Raw genomic sequence first — 15,742 nt, 5'->3', positions numbered from 1 at the left:
CTCTCCGGAGATTTTTTCAGCGTTTATAGGTGGGGGTAACGAAGGGAAGGGCGGTGACGGTGAGTGGCAACAGCTTGCCGCGCACCTCCGCAAAGACCTGGGTGCCGGGCTCGACCATCGCGGTCGGGACATAGCCCATGGCGATCGGGCCTTCGGCGCTGGGACCGAAGCCCCCTGAGGAAACGTGACCGATCTCGGTCTTGCCCTCGGCATCGGCGAACAACTTAGCCGGCGGACGCACCGGCGCCTTGCCCTCGGGCTTCAGGCCGACGCGGCGGCGGGAAACGCCATTCTCAAGCTCGCCGAGAATGCGTGTCGCCGCCCCCGGGAAACCGCCGGCGCGGGCGCCACCGATGCGACGGACCTTCTGGATCCCCCATTCGATGGATGCCTCAACGGGTGAGGTCGTCGTGTCGATGTCGTTTCCATAGAGGCAGAGGCCGGCTTCGAGCCGCAGCGAATCGCGCGCACCGAGACCGATCGGCTGACAGTCGGGCTGGCCGAGCAGCGCCTTGGCGAGGTCCGTGGCGCCGTCTGCCGGGACCGAGATCTCGAAGCCGTCTTCGCCCGAATAGCCGGTGCGGGAGATGAGGGCAGGGATGTCGCCCAGAGACAGTTCACGCACGTCCATGAACTTCATGGCTGCGATTTCAGAATTGAGCGCCGCAAGCACGGCTTCCGCCTTCGGCCCCTGCAGGGCGAGAAGCGCCCGGTCGTCATGCACGAGAACCTGAACGCCATCAGGAAGCTTCGACCGCATATGGGCGATATCGGCATCCTTGCAGCCGGCATTGACCACGACCAGCAGGCGTTCACCGAGGCGGGAAATCATCAAATCGTCGAGGATGCCGCCGTTGTCGTCGGTGAAAAAGCCATAACGCTGGCGGCCGTCCTTCAGGCCGAGGATGTCGACGGGAACGAGCGTTTCCAGGGCCTTGGCCGCGTCCTCGTAAGTCCCGGAGGCGGCGACCAGTTCGACTTGGCCCATATGGGAAACGTCGAAGAGACCGGCGGCGGCACGGGTGTGCAGATGTTCCTTCAGGACACCAGCTGGATATTGCACCGGCATGTCGTAACCGGCGAAGGGCACCATCTTGGCGCCGAGCGATACATGGAGATCATAAAGGGGTGTGTGTTTGAGAGCAGTCTGGTCGTCCAAGACGTCGCCTCCGGGTTTCAGCGCATATGCGCTGGCTCAAGTCTGGGCACGGTTGTGCCGGTTCATGAGCCCCCTCTGTCCTTGTGCCTGAGATTGTTATCCCTTCGGCTTGGCCCGCTTTGGAAACGGGCCTCTCTCCAGAGTGCAGTCGACGCCTTGTGGTCCATTTGCCTGAGAGTTTCCGGGGCGGTTGCTCCTTCGGCTCCGGATCGAACCGGTATCTCCCTACAAGGTCATCAAGGCATTATCCGGCCGCAGGGCAGCTTGGCAAGAGGCCGCGTCGCTCGCGAGCAAATTTTTGTCGCTGAAGCCGCAAGGCCCGCGAGTGTCCAAAGCGGCGCGGCATCTCGTCGCTTGGCTTGGCGCGCGCATCGCGATACAGCAATGAGCCGAACGGGGACGACGATGAAATCGAAGCGAAGACCAGCCACGATGATCCTGCGCATCTTCTGCGCCATGGTCTTCCTGTCGCTCGGCTTTGCCCATCGCGCGCCGGCCGCGATCGCGACCGATGTCCAATCGGTCTCCTATGCGCTCCCCGACGGCACATTTCCCGATCTTTGTGTTGCCGATCAGGACCAGAAGCATGCCAGGCCGCCGGTCGACTGTGAGGCATGCCGCCTTGCCGGCGCCGTCATCTTGCCGACACCCTCGGACCACTCCTGGCTTGTCAGTCAGTTTGCGAGCCTGGGGCAGATAGTCCCTGCTGCCACGACACATCGATCCCAGCATCTCCTCGACAGACCGCGCCTGCGCGGTCCGCCGCTCTTCGTCTGATCCCCTTTACCAACTGAAGAAGACTGATGACTGCCGACGGCCAGAATGGACCGCGGCATGGAGAGACACCCATGAAGACCCAACTCATTTTCGCAATCGCGATCGCAACCCTCGCATCGACCACATCAGTGTTCGCCCATGCGACCTTTGCCAACCAGCCTGCCAAGGTCGGCTCTTATGTCGCCGCCACCCTGCAGGTCCCGCATGGCTGCGACGGCAAGGCGACCAACGAAGTCCAGATCAAGCTGCCGGAAGGCTTCATTGCCGCCAAGCCCATGCCGAAACCGGGCTGGGAGATCGAAGTGATCACGGGCGACTACCAGCAAGGCTACGACAACCATGGCACGGCAGTAAAATCCGGCCCGGTCGAAATCCGCTTCAAGAACGGCGATCTGCCGGACAATTTCTACGACACTTTCGTGGTCTACGGAAAGGTCGCCGCCGGCGATCCGGCAACGGGCTTGGCCTTCCCGACGGTTCAGCTTTGCGGCACGGATGGTAAGGTTGCCTGGGACCAGGTCGCAGCCCCCGGACAGGACCCGCATGATCTCGACGGCCCGGCCCCCGTCTTGCAACTGGTCGCAGCCGAGGGCTATGAGCACGGCGGCCACGGCGCCCATGCTGGTCATGCTGCTCCCGCCGAGCAGGCCGCTGCAACTGGACACGGCGCGCATGCGGCCCATGGTGAACAGGCGGGTCATGGTGACCATATGGCAGCGACGGACCCGGGCGGCTTCACGCCTGTCACGGCCGGCGATCTGGAACTGACGGCTGGCTTCACCAAGGCCATGCTGCCCGGCCAGCCGGTCGGTGGCGGCTTCGTCACCATCACCAACAAGGGCGGCGAAGACGACAGGCTCGTGTCGGCGACTTCTTCACAGGCCGGAGAAGTCCAGTTGCATGAGATGACGATGGAAGGTGACGTCATGAAAATGCGTCAGCTGAACGACGGCGTCGTCATCCCCGCGGGAGAGACGGTCGAACTCAAACCGGGTGGCCTTCATCTGATGTTCTACAAGGTATCGGAGCCCTTCAAGGAGGGCGCGACGGTAAGCGTCACCCTGACCTTCGAGAAGGCCGGTGCCATTGATGTGGTCCTGCCGATCGGCCCTGCCAGGGGCAACTGAACCAGTCAGCCTCGTTGAAACGAAGGAAGCCGCGACCGTCCATCGGTCGCGGCTTTCTTCATGCGTCCCGGGAGAGAGGTCTCAGGCGACCGAATTCTTGTAGGCCTCGATCGTTTCCTGGAGCGTCGCCTGTTCGAACTGTTGTTGTGTCGACGTGAGGAAATACAAAGCAAGTGCGGGAGGCTGAACGATGTTCACCAGCGCCCGCAGCCGCAGATCTTCGCTTTGTGCTGCCTGCTGCGCCAGCATACGCGTGTGCTCTTCCACGTATGAGGCGCGGGAGGCGCGCTGTGGCGGCTTCACCGGTTCCATCGCGTAGGCCGCGGTTTGGGCAGAGACTGTGACAACCTGTGTCATGAGTGCTTTTCCAGATAATACATAACGACATTAGCATAAACCACGGTTATCTATGCATCTTTAAGTCGAATGAGCGAATTTGAATAAAACTGAGCGGGTTTTGGGTCTTGCCCAACACGCCCCGTTTTGCGCCAGATCAAGGCGCGGCCCGGCTGCTTGCCTTACGATGCCCAGACATCGGAAGAGGAGCAGAGGACATGATCATTCTCGTCGGTTATGCGACGGTCGAAGGGCAGACGCGCAAGATCGCGGGGGCGGTGGCTGCCGCCGTCGAGGCGGCAGGCGACAGGGCCTTGCTGTTCGATATAGCCTCGGGCGCCGAATATGCGATCGCCCATCCGGAAGCAGCAATCCTGTGTGCCCCCGTGCATGCGGCGCGTTATCCCGCTGCTTTCGCAAGTTTCGTGCGACAGGAGGCGTCCTGGCTGAACAGCGTGCCCTCGGCCTTCGTCTCCGTGTCGCTTCTCATACGCAGCGAGTTCGAGGAGGAACGGGAGGAGGCCATGCATGTCCCGGACGCGCTGATCAGCGACAGCGGCTGGCGACCGACCATGATGCATCATGCCGCCGGCGCCCTGCGCTACACCGAATATGACTTCTTCAAGCGCTGGATCATCCGCCGCATGGCGGAATTGGAGAACGCCCCGACGGATGTCAGCCGTGACCACGAATTCACCGACTGGAAGGCACTCAGCGGTTTTGTCGAAGATTTTCTCGACATGGCCAAGGGTTGACGCGGTTGCCGCAACCGGCTTGAACGGCACTGACAACAGCCGTTTGAGCCGGAGGCATTCATGTTCCACATCCTGCTGGTCGCGATCGGTGGCGCGACTGGATCGGTGGCCCGCTACCTGACCGGGATCGCCATGACGCGACTACTCGGGCCAGCCTTTCCCTGGGGCACGATCACGGTCAACATCGTCGGCTCGTTTGCGATCGGCCTGCTGACGGAACTCGTTGCCCGCAAGCTGGCGGCCCCGATGGAGATGCGCCTCTTGCTCGTCGTCGGTTTCCTCGGCGGGTTCACCACGTTTTCGTCCTTCTCCCTCGACACCATGGCGCTCGCCGAACGAGGCGCGATCCTCGCCGCCTTTGGCTATGTGGCGGCGAGTGTGACGCTGTCGCTCGCGGCGGCTTTTGGCGGTCTGGCCCTGGGCCGCAGCCTGTTCTGAGGCCGGGTTCTGCATTTCCGCTTTCCCTTTGCGCCCGAAATCTACTAAAGGCACGGGACAAGTGGGTGGAGAACCCGAGCACGAAAGAATTCCCTGATGGCAGGCATCGAACATATCACCGTGGAAGCCGACGAGGCGGGCATGCGGCTCGACCGTTGGTTCAAGATCCACTATCCGGGTCTCGGCTTCGGCGCGCTGCAGAAACTGTTGCGCTCCGGCCAGGTCCGTGTCGACGGCGGTCGCGTCAAGACCGATGCCCGTGTCCAGCCCGGTCAGGTCGTGCGCGTGCCGCCCATGGACGTCGACGCCAAGAAGACCGGTCCGATCGCAAGCCATGACCTGAAGCATGGTGATGACCACGAACTCCTGTCGCGTATGCTGCTGCATGAAGACGAGAAGGTCATCGTGCTCAACAAGCCCGCCGGCCTTGCCGTGCAGGGCGGCTCGGGCCTCAACAGGCATATCGACAAGATGCTCGAAGCATGGACCAGCAGAAAGGGCGAGAAGCCGCGTCTGGTGCACCGCCTCGACCGCGACACCTCGGGTGTACTGGTCGTTGCCCGTACCCGCGGGGCTGCTCAGAAGCTGACGGCCGCGTTTCGCGAGCGCGACACCAAGAAGATCTACTGGTCACTGGTGAAGGGCGTCCCGCGCAAGCACGAGGACAAGATCTCGACCTGGCTCACCAAGGACCAGACCGATGAAGGCGACCGCATGCGGGTCTGCAGACATGGTGAGGACGGCGCAGATCACGCCATCACCTATTACCGCGTCATTGACACCGCAGCGCAGAACCTCGCCTGGCTGGAGATGGAGCCTTTTACCGGGCGCACCCACCAGCTGCGCGTCCACGCACTGCATATGGGCCATCCGATCATCGGCGATCCGAAGTATTTCGAAGACGACCACAACTGGGACTTCCCCGGTGGTGTTCAGAAGCGGCTGCACCTGCATGCGCGCTCTATCGACTTGCCGCATCCCAATGGTGGCCGCCTGAAGGTGACGGCGCCGCTGCCGCCACACATGGTGCAGACATGGAACTTGCTCGGCCTCGACCAGCGTGACGGCGACAGGGACGGCGAATGAAGCTTGTCCTCTTCGATTGCGACGGCACGCTGGTCGACAGCGCCGGCCTGATCCACGAAGTCATGCGCCACACATTCATCGCCTTCGGCAAGCCGGAGCCGGCGATCGAAACAACCAAGTCGATTATCGGCTTGACGCTCGACATCGCGATTGCCCGCATGGACGGCAAGCCGCATGCCGATGACGAGGCTGTGGCTATGGCGACCCACTACAAGTCGATCTTTGCCGACGTGCGGCAAACCTCAGGCTTCGGCGAGACCATGTTTGACGGCATTCGTGAAGTGCTCGACGCACTGATCGCGCGCGAAGATATCTGGCTCGGCGCCGTCACCGGTAAGTCGCGCCGTGGTCTTGAAATGATCCTTGAAGGGCATGGCCTGAAGCCCCATTTCCTGTTCTGCCGGACAGCGGATGACTGCCCGTCAAAGCCGCATCCGGCCATGGTCAACGAATGCTGCGACGAGGCCGGGATCGCGCCGCGCGAGACGATCGTCATCGGCGATGCGATCTACGACATGCAGATGGCCAAGGCTGCGGGCGCAACCGCCATCGGTGTCGCCTGGGGTTACGCGACGCCGGACGAACTCTGGAAGGCCGGGGCTGATGCCGTGGTCGAACGACCGGCCGATCTTCTGGCCTATATTCACTAGGAGCACCTCATGCGCGACGAGCTCGACAAGGACATTTTCGGCACCTTCGTTCCGGAGCACAGCCACGAGGATCCGGTCCGCCGTGCCCAGATCCAGATGAAGCGCCCGCTGCCGAAACGCTTCTATGAGAGTGTTGGCATCGAGGAGCGCGAGGGCGGCTTTTCGATAGCCCTTGACGGCAAGTCGGTGAAGACCCCCGCCAAGAACCTCCTGGCGCTGCCGACCCGCGAGGCGGCCGAGCTCGTGGCAGCTGAATGGGCAGGCCAGGCCGAGTTCATCAATCCGGCGACCATGCCGATCACCAAGCTGGCGAACACCGCGATCGACGCGGTTTCCAACAGCCTCGCCGAAGTGTTTGACGAGATCGTCCGCTTTGCCGGCACGGACATGCTCTGCTACCGCGCCGATGCTCCGAAGGAACTGATTGAGCGGCAGGCGGCTCGCTGGGATCCGGTGCTGTCATGGGCAGCGACGGCGCACGGCGCCCGCTTCTTCCTGGTGGAAGGCGTCATACACCAGCAACAGCCGTCCGAGGCCATTGCGGCTTACGCGCGGGCGCTCGAGCGCTACCGAGACCCCTTCCTGATCTCCTGCCTCAACGTCGTGACGACGCTGACCGGCTCAGCGGTTCTGGCGCTTGCCTTTGCCGACGGCGCCTTTGACCTCGACGAGGTCTGGTCGCTCGCACATATCGACGAGGACTGGGCGATCGAGCATTGGGGCACGGATGCCGAGGCCGAGGCGCGCCGCGAGGCCCGCTACGGCGAATATGCGTCGGCAGCAGCACTCTTCCAGGCGCTTCAGCCGCAAAGTTAACCGTCCACTAACCATAAATGGCGAATTGTCAGGCTGGTCCAGAATCACCAGTCCGGGGTCGTCATGTTTGCTCGCAGTCTCCGCTTCGCCGCAGCCATCGGGCTTCTCCTGGTCCTGGCATCCTGCACGCTGCTGCATGGGCGCAGCATCGACCGGCCATTGGTCTATTACGTTCGCAATGTCACCGTCATGGCCGATGCCCGGATCCCGCTCGATCTCATCGAAAACGTTGATCGCCGTGTCTCGGCGGCGATCGCGGCAACCCGTGCGCCGCAAGGCGCAGAACGCGTGGTGCTGCTCGTCAAGATCGACCGCCTCGGTTTTGGCGAGGGCGCGCGCCGCCGTCTCGCCCAGGTGAAATTCACGGTCACGGCGACCTCTGTCGAGACCGGCGATCCCGTTGCGCAAGGATCCTTCACGGTCAACAGTCCGACGGATGAACCGCGATGGGCCCGCCAGGCGCTGGCGGAAGAAATCGCAGCCCGCATCCGTTTCGCCTTCTCGCTGGCCACGCCCCGCATCCGCAAGACGCAGCCGCCACGCACCATTTCCACGCGCCTCGTCTCGGATCCGCCACCGGTCATCGTTCCCACCACGCCGGCGTCTCCGCCGCGAGCGGCAGCTGTTGCGCCGAAGGCCGTGCCCCAAAAGCCTGTTGCCCTGACACCTCCAGCTGCCCCGGCACAGCCGGCGCCGCAGGAGATGGCGGCCCCTCCGGTTGTCGAGACCGCCCAGCCGACGCCGCCGCCGGCCCCTGCGCAGCCGGCACGTCGTGCCGCCGATATAGCGAAGGGGACGCCCGTGGAGCAAGGGGCGGTCGGCACGATCCGCCTTCGACCAGATTGCGACCCTGCCGTGACATCGGATTGCGCGGCCACGCCGTGATCGCCAACGCGGCGCAATGGCGCATCAGGGCGCCGCGGCCGTGATTGACTTGGCTTCGACGTCGGCCTAATCCTCATGACGGATGGTTTCCGGACGACAGAGATGTTGTCCGGAGAGCAAAAGGGAATGCGAAGGCTTGGACCCCAATCGGGCATGCCGAACGCAGCCGACCCCGCGACTGTATTGCAGCGAGGGTTCTCCAACAGCTCTGCCGTTTCAGGTGGTGACAGGTCGCAGTGTGCGACCGGCCTCTCGAGAACGGCAGAACGGAAAAGCCACTGGGGTGGCAACACGATCAGCCGGGGCAGGACGCCTCTTTCTCTACGAATCGTCCGCTCTTTCGTGTTGCCGACAGACCCTGGGAAGGCGAGGAGAACCCGACGGTCCTTTAAAGACCACGACCTGCGAGCCAGGAGACCTGCCATCCAAGGGCATGGTGCCCACACTGGGGAGTTTCCCCGTTGCCAGCACGGAGGTTGTCGTGGCGACGTCTTGCATCCGCGGGCCCTTGAGGCCCCGCCGGTGCCGGTCCGTATGTGCGGATCGTGCATCGATCTATTCTTTGCGCGTGTTTGAAACATGCTTCGCAGGTCATCTGCGTGCGGTCTGGGGCCTTGGCACGCCATGACCGCATCCCAGTCCCGATCCATCCTCGTTCTCGGCGGTGCCCGCTCGGGCAAGTCGCGTTTTGCCGAAACAACGGCGCGCAGCACCGGCTTGGATCGCATTTATCTGGCCACTGGCCGCGCCTGCGATGACGAGATGCGCGCCCGCATCGAGGTTCACAAGGCCGACCGTGCCGATGACGGCTGGACGACGTATGAGGAGCCGCTGGATCTCGTCGGGTCGCTGAAGGCGTTCGACAAGCCCGAGCGGGTGATCCTCGTCGACTGCCTGACCCTCTGGGTCACCAATCTGATGATGGAAGAGGGGCGTGACGTCGACGCACACGGCGCGGCACTCGCCGCGAGCCTCAATGAAATCAAGGCCACCGTCATCTTCGTCTCGAATGAAGTCGGCCTCGGCATCGTGCCTGAAAACAAGATGGCCCGCGCCTTCCGCGACCATGCCGGCCGTCTCCACCAAGCCATCGCCGCTGAGGCGGCTGAAGTCTATTTTATCGCGGCAGGCTTGCCGTTGAAAATGAAGGGTTGAACCATGTTGCAGCAAAAGATCCCCGCCACCGTCATCACCGGCTTTCTGGGGGCCGGCAAGACCACCATCATCCGCAACATGCTGATGAATGCCGGCGGCAAGAAGATCGCGCTGATCATCAATGAATTCGGCGATCTTGGCGTTGACGGCGACGTGCTGAAGGGCTGCGGCGCTGACAATTGCACCGAGGATGACATCATCGAGCTGACCAATGGCTGCATCTGCTGCACGGTCGCCGATGACTTCGTGCCGACCATGCTGAAGCTGCTCGAGCGTGACGTGAAGCCCGACCACATCGTCATCGAGACTTCCGGTCTGGCGCTGCCCCAGCCGCTGGTCGCAGCCTTCAACTGGCCTGATATCAGGACCCGCGTAACCGTCGATGGCGTCGTCACCGTGGTCGACAGCGCTGCCGTCGCTGCTGGCCGTTTTGCCGACGACCATGATGCCGTTGCCGCCCAGCGCGCCGAGGACGACAATCTCGACCACGAAAGCCCTATCGAGGAACTCTTTGAGGACCAGCTGACCTGCGCCGACCTCATCGTGCTCAACAAGACCGACCTCCTGGACGCTGCCGGCATTGCCGCGGTGCGCGCGGAAGTCACCGGCCGCACCAGCCGCAAGCCGTCGATGATCGAGGCGAAGAACGGCGAAGTGCCCTCGCTCGTCCTGCTCGGCATCGGTGCAAGCACAGAAGACGACATCGAAAACCGCAAGTCGCATCACGAGCTGGAACACGAGGCACTGCATGCCTCGGGCGAAGATCATGACCATCACCATGATCACGACGAGTTCGAGAGCTTCGTGCTGAAGCTCGGCGCCATCAAGGACGCTTCCGATTTCATCGAGCGACTGAAGCCTGTTATCGAGAAGCACGACATCCTGCGTCTGAAGGGCTTCATCGACGTGCCCGGCAAGCCGATGCGCCTGGTCATCCAGGCTGTCGGCACCCGCATCGACACCTATTTCGACCGTCCCTGGACATCGAGCGAAAAGCGCGAGACGCGCATCGTTGTCATCGGTCTGCATGAATGGGATTTCGGTGCGGTAGTTGAAGACGTCCAGGCGGCGGCCGGCTGATCCATGCATCTCCTGCTTGCTCAGAAGGGATCGATCAGCGACGGCGACGAGGCGATCGATCTCGGCCAGACGCCGGGGGACGTGCTGTTCCTCTCGGCGGCCGACACGGAGATTGCGGCGATCGCAGCCGCCGTGGAGGCGAGGGGCGAGCAGACGGTTCGCTGGCGGCTCGCCAGCCTGATGACGCTCAAGCATCCGATGTCGGTCGATACCTATATCGAACGCACGGCGCGTCATGCGCGGCTTATCGTCGTCAGGGCGCTGGGCGGGGCGAGCTACTTTCATTATGCGCTGGAGGCGCTGCACGCCTCAGCCCGCCGCAGCGGCGCGGCAATCGTCGTGCTGCCCGGTGACGACAAGCCGGACGAGGGGCTTGCACCGTTCCAGGCCTTCGGGGATGACGATCGCCAGGCTCTCTGGACCTATTTGACCGAAGGTGGGGCGGGGAATGCATCCGCTTTCGTCGCCTTTGCCGAGGCCTTGCTCGGTGGCACCGACCGGCCGGAGCCTGCGCGTCCGCTGTTGAAGGCCGGTATCTGGTGGCCGGGCAGGGGCGTAATCGGGGTTGAGGAGTGGGATAGCCTGGCGTTCCCTTCTCCCCGTTCACGGGGAGAAGGTGCCCGCAGGGCGGATGAGGGGCAAATCTCAGCGCAAGCCCAGCCCCTCACCCTGACCCTCTCCCCGCAGGCGGGGAGAGGGATTGTAACCCCCCTCTGCTTCTATCGCGCCCTGGTCCAGAGTGGCGAGACGGCACCCGTCGAAGCCATGGTCGAAGCACTGAAGGCCAAGGGCCTCGTTCCCCTGCCGGTCTTCGTGTCGAGCCTCAAGGATCAGGTCTCGGTCGACACGCTGCGCGCCATTTTCACACGCTTCCCGCCAGCGGTGGTCATCAACACCACCGGTTTCGCCGTCTCGACGCCGGGCGCAGAAAAGCCGTCGACCGTGCTCGACGAGACGGGTGCCGTCGTGCTGCAGGCGATCTTTTCGTCCTCGCCACGCGCCACCTGGGAGAACTCGACTCAAGGGCTGAGCGCCCGCGATCTGGCGATGAGTGTCGCTCTGCCGGAAGTCGATGGCCGCGTACTGACCCGCGCCGTTTCCTTCAAGTCGAAGGCGCGGTTCGATGAGCGGGTCGAGACCAATCTTGTCAGCCACGAGCCGGATGCCGGCCGCATGCGCTTCGTCGCCGAACTCGCTGCCAACTGGGCGACACTTCGCGCGACCGAACCTGCAGGCCGGCGTGTGGCACTAATCATGGCCAATTACCCGAACCGCGACGGACGCCTAGGCAACGGCGTCGGTCTCGATACGCCAGCAGGCACGATCGAAGTGATGCACGCCATGCGTGACGCAGGCTATGACGTCGCTGATCTGCCCGCTGACGGCGATATGCTGATGCAGGCCTTGATGGCCGGACCGACGAATGCGGCGAACGACGGACGCGTTATTCGCGAACGAATTTCCGTCAGCAATTACATCAAGTTCTTCGAGGATCTTCCCAAAGAAGTTCAGGATCGCGTCACTGCACGTTGGGGCGCGCCGGAAGCCGACCCATTCCATCTCGACGGTTTCTTCGCGCTGCCGCTGATGCGCTTCGGCAAGCTCATGATCGGCATCCAGCCGGCACGTGGCTACAATATTGATCCCAAGGAAACCTATCATTCCCCGGATCTCGTGCCGCCGCATGGCTATCTCGCCTTCTACGCCTTTCTAAGGCGCGAATTCGGCGCTCAAGCCGTCATCCACATGGGCAAGCACGGCAATCTGGAATGGCTGCCCGGCAAGGCGCTGGCGCTGTCGGAAACCTGTTTGCCCGAAGCCGTCTTCGGCCCGCTCCCGCATCTCTATCCCTTCATCGTCAACGACCCCGGCGAGGGCACCCAAGCCAAGCGCCGCACCTCCGCGGTCATCATCGACCACCTGACGCCGCCGTTGACGCGGGCCGAGAGCTACGGACCGCTCAAGGACCTCGAAGCGCTGGTCGACGAGTATTACGAAGCGTCCGGCGGCGATCCACGCCGGCTCGTTCTCTTGAAGAAACAGATCCTCGAGCTGATCGCCGATATCGGCCTCGACCAGGATGCCGGCATTGCCAAAGGTGAAGAGGAAGATCAGGCGCTGGAAAAGCTCGACGCTTATCTCTGCGACCTCAAGGAAATGCAGATCCGCGACGGCTTGCACATCTTCGGGCTCGCGCCCGAGGGGCGGCTGCTGACCGATCTCGTCGTCGCGCTGGCCCGCGTGCCACGCGGTCAAGGCGAGGGCGGCGATGCCAGCCTGCAGCGGGCAATGGCGGGGGATTTTTTGGGAAATAGCCCCTTATCCGGCCTGCCGGCCACCTTCTCCCCGTTGGAAAGGGAGAAGGACCATACGGCCGATGGCGTGCCCCCTTCTCCCCGCCAGCGGGGAGAAGGTGCCCGGAGGTCGGATGAGGGGCATATGTTCGACCCTCTCGACTGCGTCATGTCAAATCCCTGGACCGGTCCGAAGCCCGCGATCCTCGCCGATCTCAGCGATGCCCCGTGGCGCACCCATGGCGACACCGTGGAACGCATCGAGCTACTCGCTGCACAGTTGGTCGCCGGCGTGATCGCTTGCCCAGACAACTGGCCTCGCACCCAAGCCGTCCTCGCCGAAATCGAAACCCGCCTCAAACCCGCGGTCGTTTCCTCCGGCCCCGCTGAAATCCAGGGACTGCTGAAGGGGCTCGCCGGCCAGTTCGTTCCCCCAGGCCCCTCCGGCGCGCCGACGCGCGGGAGACCGGACGTGCTGCCGACGGGGCGAAACTTCTACTCCGTCGATAGCCGCGCCGTGCCGACACCGGCAGCCTACGAACTCGGCAAAAAGTCCGCCGAGCTCCTGATCCAGCGTTACGTGCAGGACCATGGCGAATGGCCTGATTCCTTCGGCATCACTGCCTGGGGCACGTCCAACATGCGCACCGGCGGCGATGATATCGCCCAGGCCCTGGCGCTGATCGGCGTCAAGCCGCTCTGGGACATGGCCTCGCGCCGCGTCACCGGCTTCGAGGTGATCCCGATGGCGATCCTCGGACGCCCGCGAGTCGACGTGACGCTGCGCATCTCCGGCTTCTTCCGCGATGCCTTCCCCGAGCAGATCGCGCTGTTCGACAAGGCGGTGCGTGCCGTCGCAGTACTCGACGAGGACGAGGGCGATAATCCGATTGCTGCGCGTGTGCGAGCCGAAACCGAGAAGCTGAAAGGCGAGGGGCTAGACGAAAAGCAGGCCGCTCGCCGCGCCGGCTACCGTGTCTTCGGCTCCAAGCCCGGTGCATATGGTGCCGGTCTGCAGGCCCTGATTGACGAAAAGGGTTGGTCCGACCGCGCCGATCTGGCCGAGAGCTACCTTGTCTGGGGCGGTTATGCTTACGGCGCGGGCGAGGAGGGCAAGGCGGAACGCGGGCTTTTCGAGGAACGCCTGCGGTCTGTTCAGGCCGTTGTGCAAAACCAGGACAACCGCGAACACGATCTGCTGGACAGCGACGATTACTACCAGTTCGAAGGCGGCATGACGGCGGCGATCGAACATGTCGCGGGTGCGAGGCCCAAGGTCTACCACAACGACCATTCGCGGCCGGAAAAGCCCGTGATCCGCAGCCTTGAGGAAGAAATCGGCCGCGTCGTGCGCGCCCGTGTGGTCAATCCCAAATGGATCGAAGGCGTCATGCGCCACGGCTACAAGGGCGCCTTCGAGATCACCGCGACGGTCGACTACATGTTCGCCTTTGCCGCGACAACTGGCGCCGTGCGCGCCCACCATTTCGAAGCTGTCTACCAGGCCTTCATCCTCGATGACCGTGTTCGCGACTTCATGGCGGAGAAGAATGCGCCGGCCCAGAAGGAGCTCGCCGAGCGCCTGATCGAGGCGATTGATCGCGGCTTGTGGACGCCGAAGAGCAATTCCGCCAAGTTCACGCTGAGCGAACTCGTCGAAGGAGGGCAACATGCCTGACATGCACAACGGAAAGCCGAGGGTTTTGAGCGGCCATTGCTTTTGTGGTGGCGTGCGTTTTCGGACCTCTGGCTTCGTCCGCACGTCCGGCCATTGCCATTGCGAAAGCTGCCGGCGCGCGACCTCGTCGCCAGTCACGACCTTCTTCACCGTCCCGCGCGAGGGAACGGACCTCGCTGGTGAAAGCCTGCGCTACTATGCGTCTTCGCCTGGCGTGCGGCGCGGCTTTTGCGGCAATTGCGGATCGCCGATGTCCTTTGAGACGGAGCGCCGGCCGGATGATATCGATCTGTATGTGGCGAGCCTCGATGAAGGCCTTTCCGTCCCGATCCGGGAGCATTGGCACTGGGACGAACGCGTCGACTGGTTGCATGTCGCCGACGACCTGCCGAAGAGCAAGGGCGGCGTGTGATGGAGCGGGTGCATATCGAGCTGCTGGAGGGCGAGGACGCTCTCTTGACCGGAGCTGTCGATGCCATTCTCGATGAGGCAGCCAAAGCGCAGGGGCGTCCGTTCGAGGGCCGGAAGGTTCAGCTGCGTGCCATGGACGCTGACGGCAAGATGTTGGGTGGGCTGATCGGCGCCCATCTGCAGCGCTGGTTCTTCGTCAAGCTCCTGGCTGTTTCGCCCGAGGCACGCGGCGGCGGCATTGGTGCGCAGCTTCTCGCACGAGCAGAAGCCATAGCGCGCAAGGATGGGCTCGTCGGCATTTATCTCGACACCTTCGAGTTCCAGGCGCCGCGCTTCTACCTTCGCGAGGGATATCGCGAGATCGGCCGCTTGCCGAAGGTGAGAGATGCCCCGCAGCGCATCTGGTTTGCAAAAGAATTCAACGATACCGGGAGTACGACATGACCGAGGAAACCACGGCCACCGGCGAGGCCGATCTCGCCCGCCACGCGGAAAAAATGGCCAAGAAGAAGGCTGCGCGCGACAAGATCATGGCGACGAAGACCGGCGAGAAAGGCCTGATCATCGTTCATACCGGCAAGGGCAAAGGCAAGTCGTCCGCCGCCTTCGGCATGATCTTCCGCCACATTGCACACGGCAAGAAATGCGCCGTGGTGCAGTTTATCAAGGGCGCGATGTCGACCGGCGAGCGTGATCTGATCCTGCGTCATTTCTCCGATCTGTGCGAATTCCACACCATGGGCGAAGGTTTCACCTGGGAAACCCAGGACAAGGCGCGCGACATTGCGATGGCCAAGGCTGCGTGGGAGAAGACCAAGGAGTTGATCCGCGATCCCGCCAATTCCATGGTGCTACTCGATGAAGTGAACATCGCGATCCGCTACGACTACATCGATTTGGCTGATGTGCTGGAGTTCCTGGCGACCGAAAAGCCCCCGATGACGCATGTCGTGCTGACCGGCCGCAACGCCAAGGACGAATTGATCGAGCTCGCCGATCTCGTGACCGAGATGGAACTGGTGAAGCACCCCTTCCGCTCGGGCATCAAGGCCCAGATCGGCGTGGAATACTAGTGGGCGAACGGCTCAGGGCTGA

Annotated in this window: 16 protein-coding genes and 2 riboswitches; of the genes, 14 read left to right on the top strand and 2 right to left on the bottom strand. The window is 63.1% G+C overall.

The window, feature by feature from the left end:
• Positions 1-16: 16 nt before the first annotated feature.
• Positions 17-1,159, bottom strand: coding sequence for a glycine cleavage system aminomethyltransferase GcvT (gene gcvT, locus E9677_RS12005; RefSeq protein ID WP_136558345.1), 1,143 nt, complete (start codon positions 1,157-1,159; stop codon positions 17-19).
• Positions 1,160-1,309: 150 nt separating this feature from the next.
• A riboswitch (glycine riboswitch) is annotated at positions 1,310-1,396 on the bottom strand.
• A gap of 168 nt (positions 1,397-1,564) precedes the next feature.
• Between gcvT and E9677_RS12000 the strand changes: the two genes are divergently transcribed.
• Both E9677_RS12000 and E9677_RS11995 read left to right on the top strand, forming a co-directional pair.
• Entirely contained in the window at positions 1,565-1,936 is a 372-nt protein-coding gene (locus tag E9677_RS12000) for a hypothetical protein (RefSeq protein ID WP_136558344.1), read from the top strand.
• Between the two features lie 71 nt (positions 1,937-2,007).
• A complete protein-coding gene (locus E9677_RS11995) occupies positions 2,008-3,063 on the top strand; it encodes a copper chaperone PCu(A)C (protein ID WP_136558343.1) in 1,056 nt (351 codons plus the stop codon).
• A gap of 81 nt (positions 3,064-3,144) precedes the next feature.
• On the opposite strand, the gene E9677_RS11990 is transcribed toward E9677_RS11995, so the two are convergent.
• Positions 3,145-3,420: a hypothetical protein gene (locus E9677_RS11990; protein ID WP_136558342.1), complete on the bottom strand. Its 276-nt coding sequence runs from the start codon at positions 3,418-3,420 to the stop codon at positions 3,145-3,147.
• A 197-nt stretch (positions 3,421-3,617) separates the two neighbouring features.
• On the opposite strand from E9677_RS11990, the gene E9677_RS11985 reads away from it, so the two are divergent.
• From E9677_RS11985 to cobO, 12 genes are all read left to right on the top strand, one after another.
• Positions 3,618-4,154 (top strand): flavodoxin domain-containing protein, encoded by a 537-nt coding sequence (locus E9677_RS11985; RefSeq protein ID WP_136558341.1) that lies wholly within the window; start codon positions 3,618-3,620, stop codon positions 4,152-4,154.
• 60 nt (positions 4,155-4,214) lie between these two features.
• Positions 4,215-4,592 (top strand): fluoride efflux transporter CrcB, encoded by a 378-nt coding sequence (gene crcB, locus E9677_RS11980; RefSeq protein WP_136558340.1) that lies wholly within the window; start codon positions 4,215-4,217, stop codon positions 4,590-4,592.
• Positions 4,593-4,688: 96 nt separating this feature from the next.
• Positions 4,689-5,678, top strand: a complete 990-nt coding sequence (locus E9677_RS11975; RefSeq protein WP_136558339.1) for an RluA family pseudouridine synthase — start codon at positions 4,689-4,691, stop codon at positions 5,676-5,678.
• The gene (locus tag E9677_RS11970) at positions 5,675-6,328 is read left to right on the top strand and encodes an HAD family hydrolase (protein ID WP_136558338.1); all 654 of its coding nucleotides are present in this window, start codon (positions 5,675-5,677) and stop codon (positions 6,326-6,328) included. Before E9677_RS11975 ends, E9677_RS11970 begins: the two co-directional genes overlap by 4 nt.
• Positions 6,329-6,337: 9 nt before the next feature.
• A complete protein-coding gene (locus E9677_RS11965) occupies positions 6,338-7,144 on the top strand; it encodes an ATP12 family chaperone protein (RefSeq protein WP_136558337.1) in 807 nt (268 codons plus the stop codon).
• 63 nt (positions 7,145-7,207) lie between these two features.
• Positions 7,208-8,029: a hypothetical protein gene (locus tag E9677_RS25740; RefSeq protein ID WP_136558336.1), complete on the top strand. Its 822-nt coding sequence runs from the start codon at positions 7,208-7,210 to the stop codon at positions 8,027-8,029.
• Between the two features lie 66 nt (positions 8,030-8,095).
• Positions 8,096-8,469: riboswitch (cobalamin riboswitch) on the top strand.
• A gap of 184 nt (positions 8,470-8,653) precedes the next feature.
• A complete protein-coding gene (cobU, locus tag E9677_RS11955; protein WP_136558335.1) occupies positions 8,654-9,184 on the top strand; it encodes a bifunctional adenosylcobinamide kinase/adenosylcobinamide-phosphate guanylyltransferase in 531 nt (176 codons plus the stop codon).
• 3 nt (positions 9,185-9,187) lie between these two features.
• Positions 9,188-10,264, top strand: a complete 1,077-nt coding sequence (gene cobW, locus E9677_RS11950) for a cobalamin biosynthesis protein CobW (RefSeq protein ID WP_136558334.1) — start codon at positions 9,188-9,190, stop codon at positions 10,262-10,264.
• A gap of 3 nt (positions 10,265-10,267) precedes the next feature.
• On the top strand, positions 10,268-14,236 hold the full coding sequence (gene cobN / locus E9677_RS11945; protein WP_136558333.1) for a cobaltochelatase subunit CobN: 3,969 nt from the start codon (positions 10,268-10,270) through the stop codon (positions 14,234-14,236).
• Positions 14,229-14,648, top strand: coding sequence for a GFA family protein (locus E9677_RS11940; RefSeq protein ID WP_136558332.1), 420 nt, complete (start codon positions 14,229-14,231; stop codon positions 14,646-14,648). Before cobN ends, E9677_RS11940 begins: the two co-directional genes overlap by 8 nt.
• A complete protein-coding gene (locus tag E9677_RS11935) occupies positions 14,648-15,091 on the top strand; it encodes a GNAT family N-acetyltransferase (RefSeq protein WP_136558331.1) in 444 nt (147 codons plus the stop codon). Before E9677_RS11940 ends, E9677_RS11935 begins: the two co-directional genes overlap by 1 nt.
• Entirely contained in the window at positions 15,088-15,720 is a 633-nt protein-coding gene (gene cobO, locus E9677_RS11930; RefSeq protein WP_136558330.1) for a cob(I)yrinic acid a,c-diamide adenosyltransferase, read from the top strand. The genes E9677_RS11935 and cobO overlap by 4 nt, the downstream gene beginning before the upstream one ends.
• Positions 15,721-15,742: the final 22 nt, after the last annotated feature.

Origin of the sequence: Peteryoungia rhizophila (assembly GCF_004912145.1) — a bacterium.
In the GTDB taxonomy this organism is placed as follows: Bacteria; Pseudomonadota; Alphaproteobacteria; order Rhizobiales; family Rhizobiaceae; genus Allorhizobium; species Allorhizobium rhizophilum.
This window is presented reverse-complemented; position numbering and strand designations above follow the sequence as displayed.

Bases quoted from the DNA above. Each gene is read 5' to 3' on its own strand.
- E9677_RS12000 (WP_136558344.1), top strand. From the start codon at position 1,565: ATGAAATCGAAGCGAAGACCAGCCACGATGATCCTGCGCATCTTCTGC.
- E9677_RS11995 (WP_136558343.1), top strand. From the start codon at position 2,008: ATGAAGACCCAACTCATTTTCGCAATCGCGATCGCAACCCTCGCATCG.
- E9677_RS11990 (WP_136558342.1), bottom strand. From the start codon at position 3,420: ATGACACAGGTTGTCACAGTCTCTGCCCAAACCGCGGCCTACGCGATG.
- E9677_RS11985 (WP_136558341.1), top strand. From the start codon at position 3,618: ATGATCATTCTCGTCGGTTATGCGACGGTCGAAGGGCAGACGCGCAAG.
- crcB (WP_136558340.1), top strand. From the start codon at position 4,215: ATGTTCCACATCCTGCTGGTCGCGATCGGTGGCGCGACTGGATCGGTG.
- E9677_RS11975 (WP_136558339.1), top strand. From the start codon at position 4,689: ATGGCAGGCATCGAACATATCACCGTGGAAGCCGACGAGGCGGGCATG.
- E9677_RS11970 (WP_136558338.1), top strand. From the start codon at position 5,675: ATGAAGCTTGTCCTCTTCGATTGCGACGGCACGCTGGTCGACAGCGCC.
- E9677_RS11965 (WP_136558337.1), top strand. From the start codon at position 6,338: ATGCGCGACGAGCTCGACAAGGACATTTTCGGCACCTTCGTTCCGGAG.
- E9677_RS25740 (WP_136558336.1), top strand. From the start codon at position 7,208: ATGTTTGCTCGCAGTCTCCGCTTCGCCGCAGCCATCGGGCTTCTCCTG.
- cobU (WP_136558335.1), top strand. From the start codon at position 8,654: ATGACCGCATCCCAGTCCCGATCCATCCTCGTTCTCGGCGGTGCCCGC.
- cobW (WP_136558334.1), top strand. From the start codon at position 9,188: ATGTTGCAGCAAAAGATCCCCGCCACCGTCATCACCGGCTTTCTGGGG.
- cobN (WP_136558333.1), top strand. From the start codon at position 10,268: ATGCATCTCCTGCTTGCTCAGAAGGGATCGATCAGCGACGGCGACGAG.
- E9677_RS11940 (WP_136558332.1), top strand. From the start codon at position 14,229: ATGCCTGACATGCACAACGGAAAGCCGAGGGTTTTGAGCGGCCATTGC.
- E9677_RS11935 (WP_136558331.1), top strand. From the start codon at position 14,648: ATGGAGCGGGTGCATATCGAGCTGCTGGAGGGCGAGGACGCTCTCTTG.
- cobO (WP_136558330.1), top strand. From the start codon at position 15,088: ATGACCGAGGAAACCACGGCCACCGGCGAGGCCGATCTCGCCCGCCAC.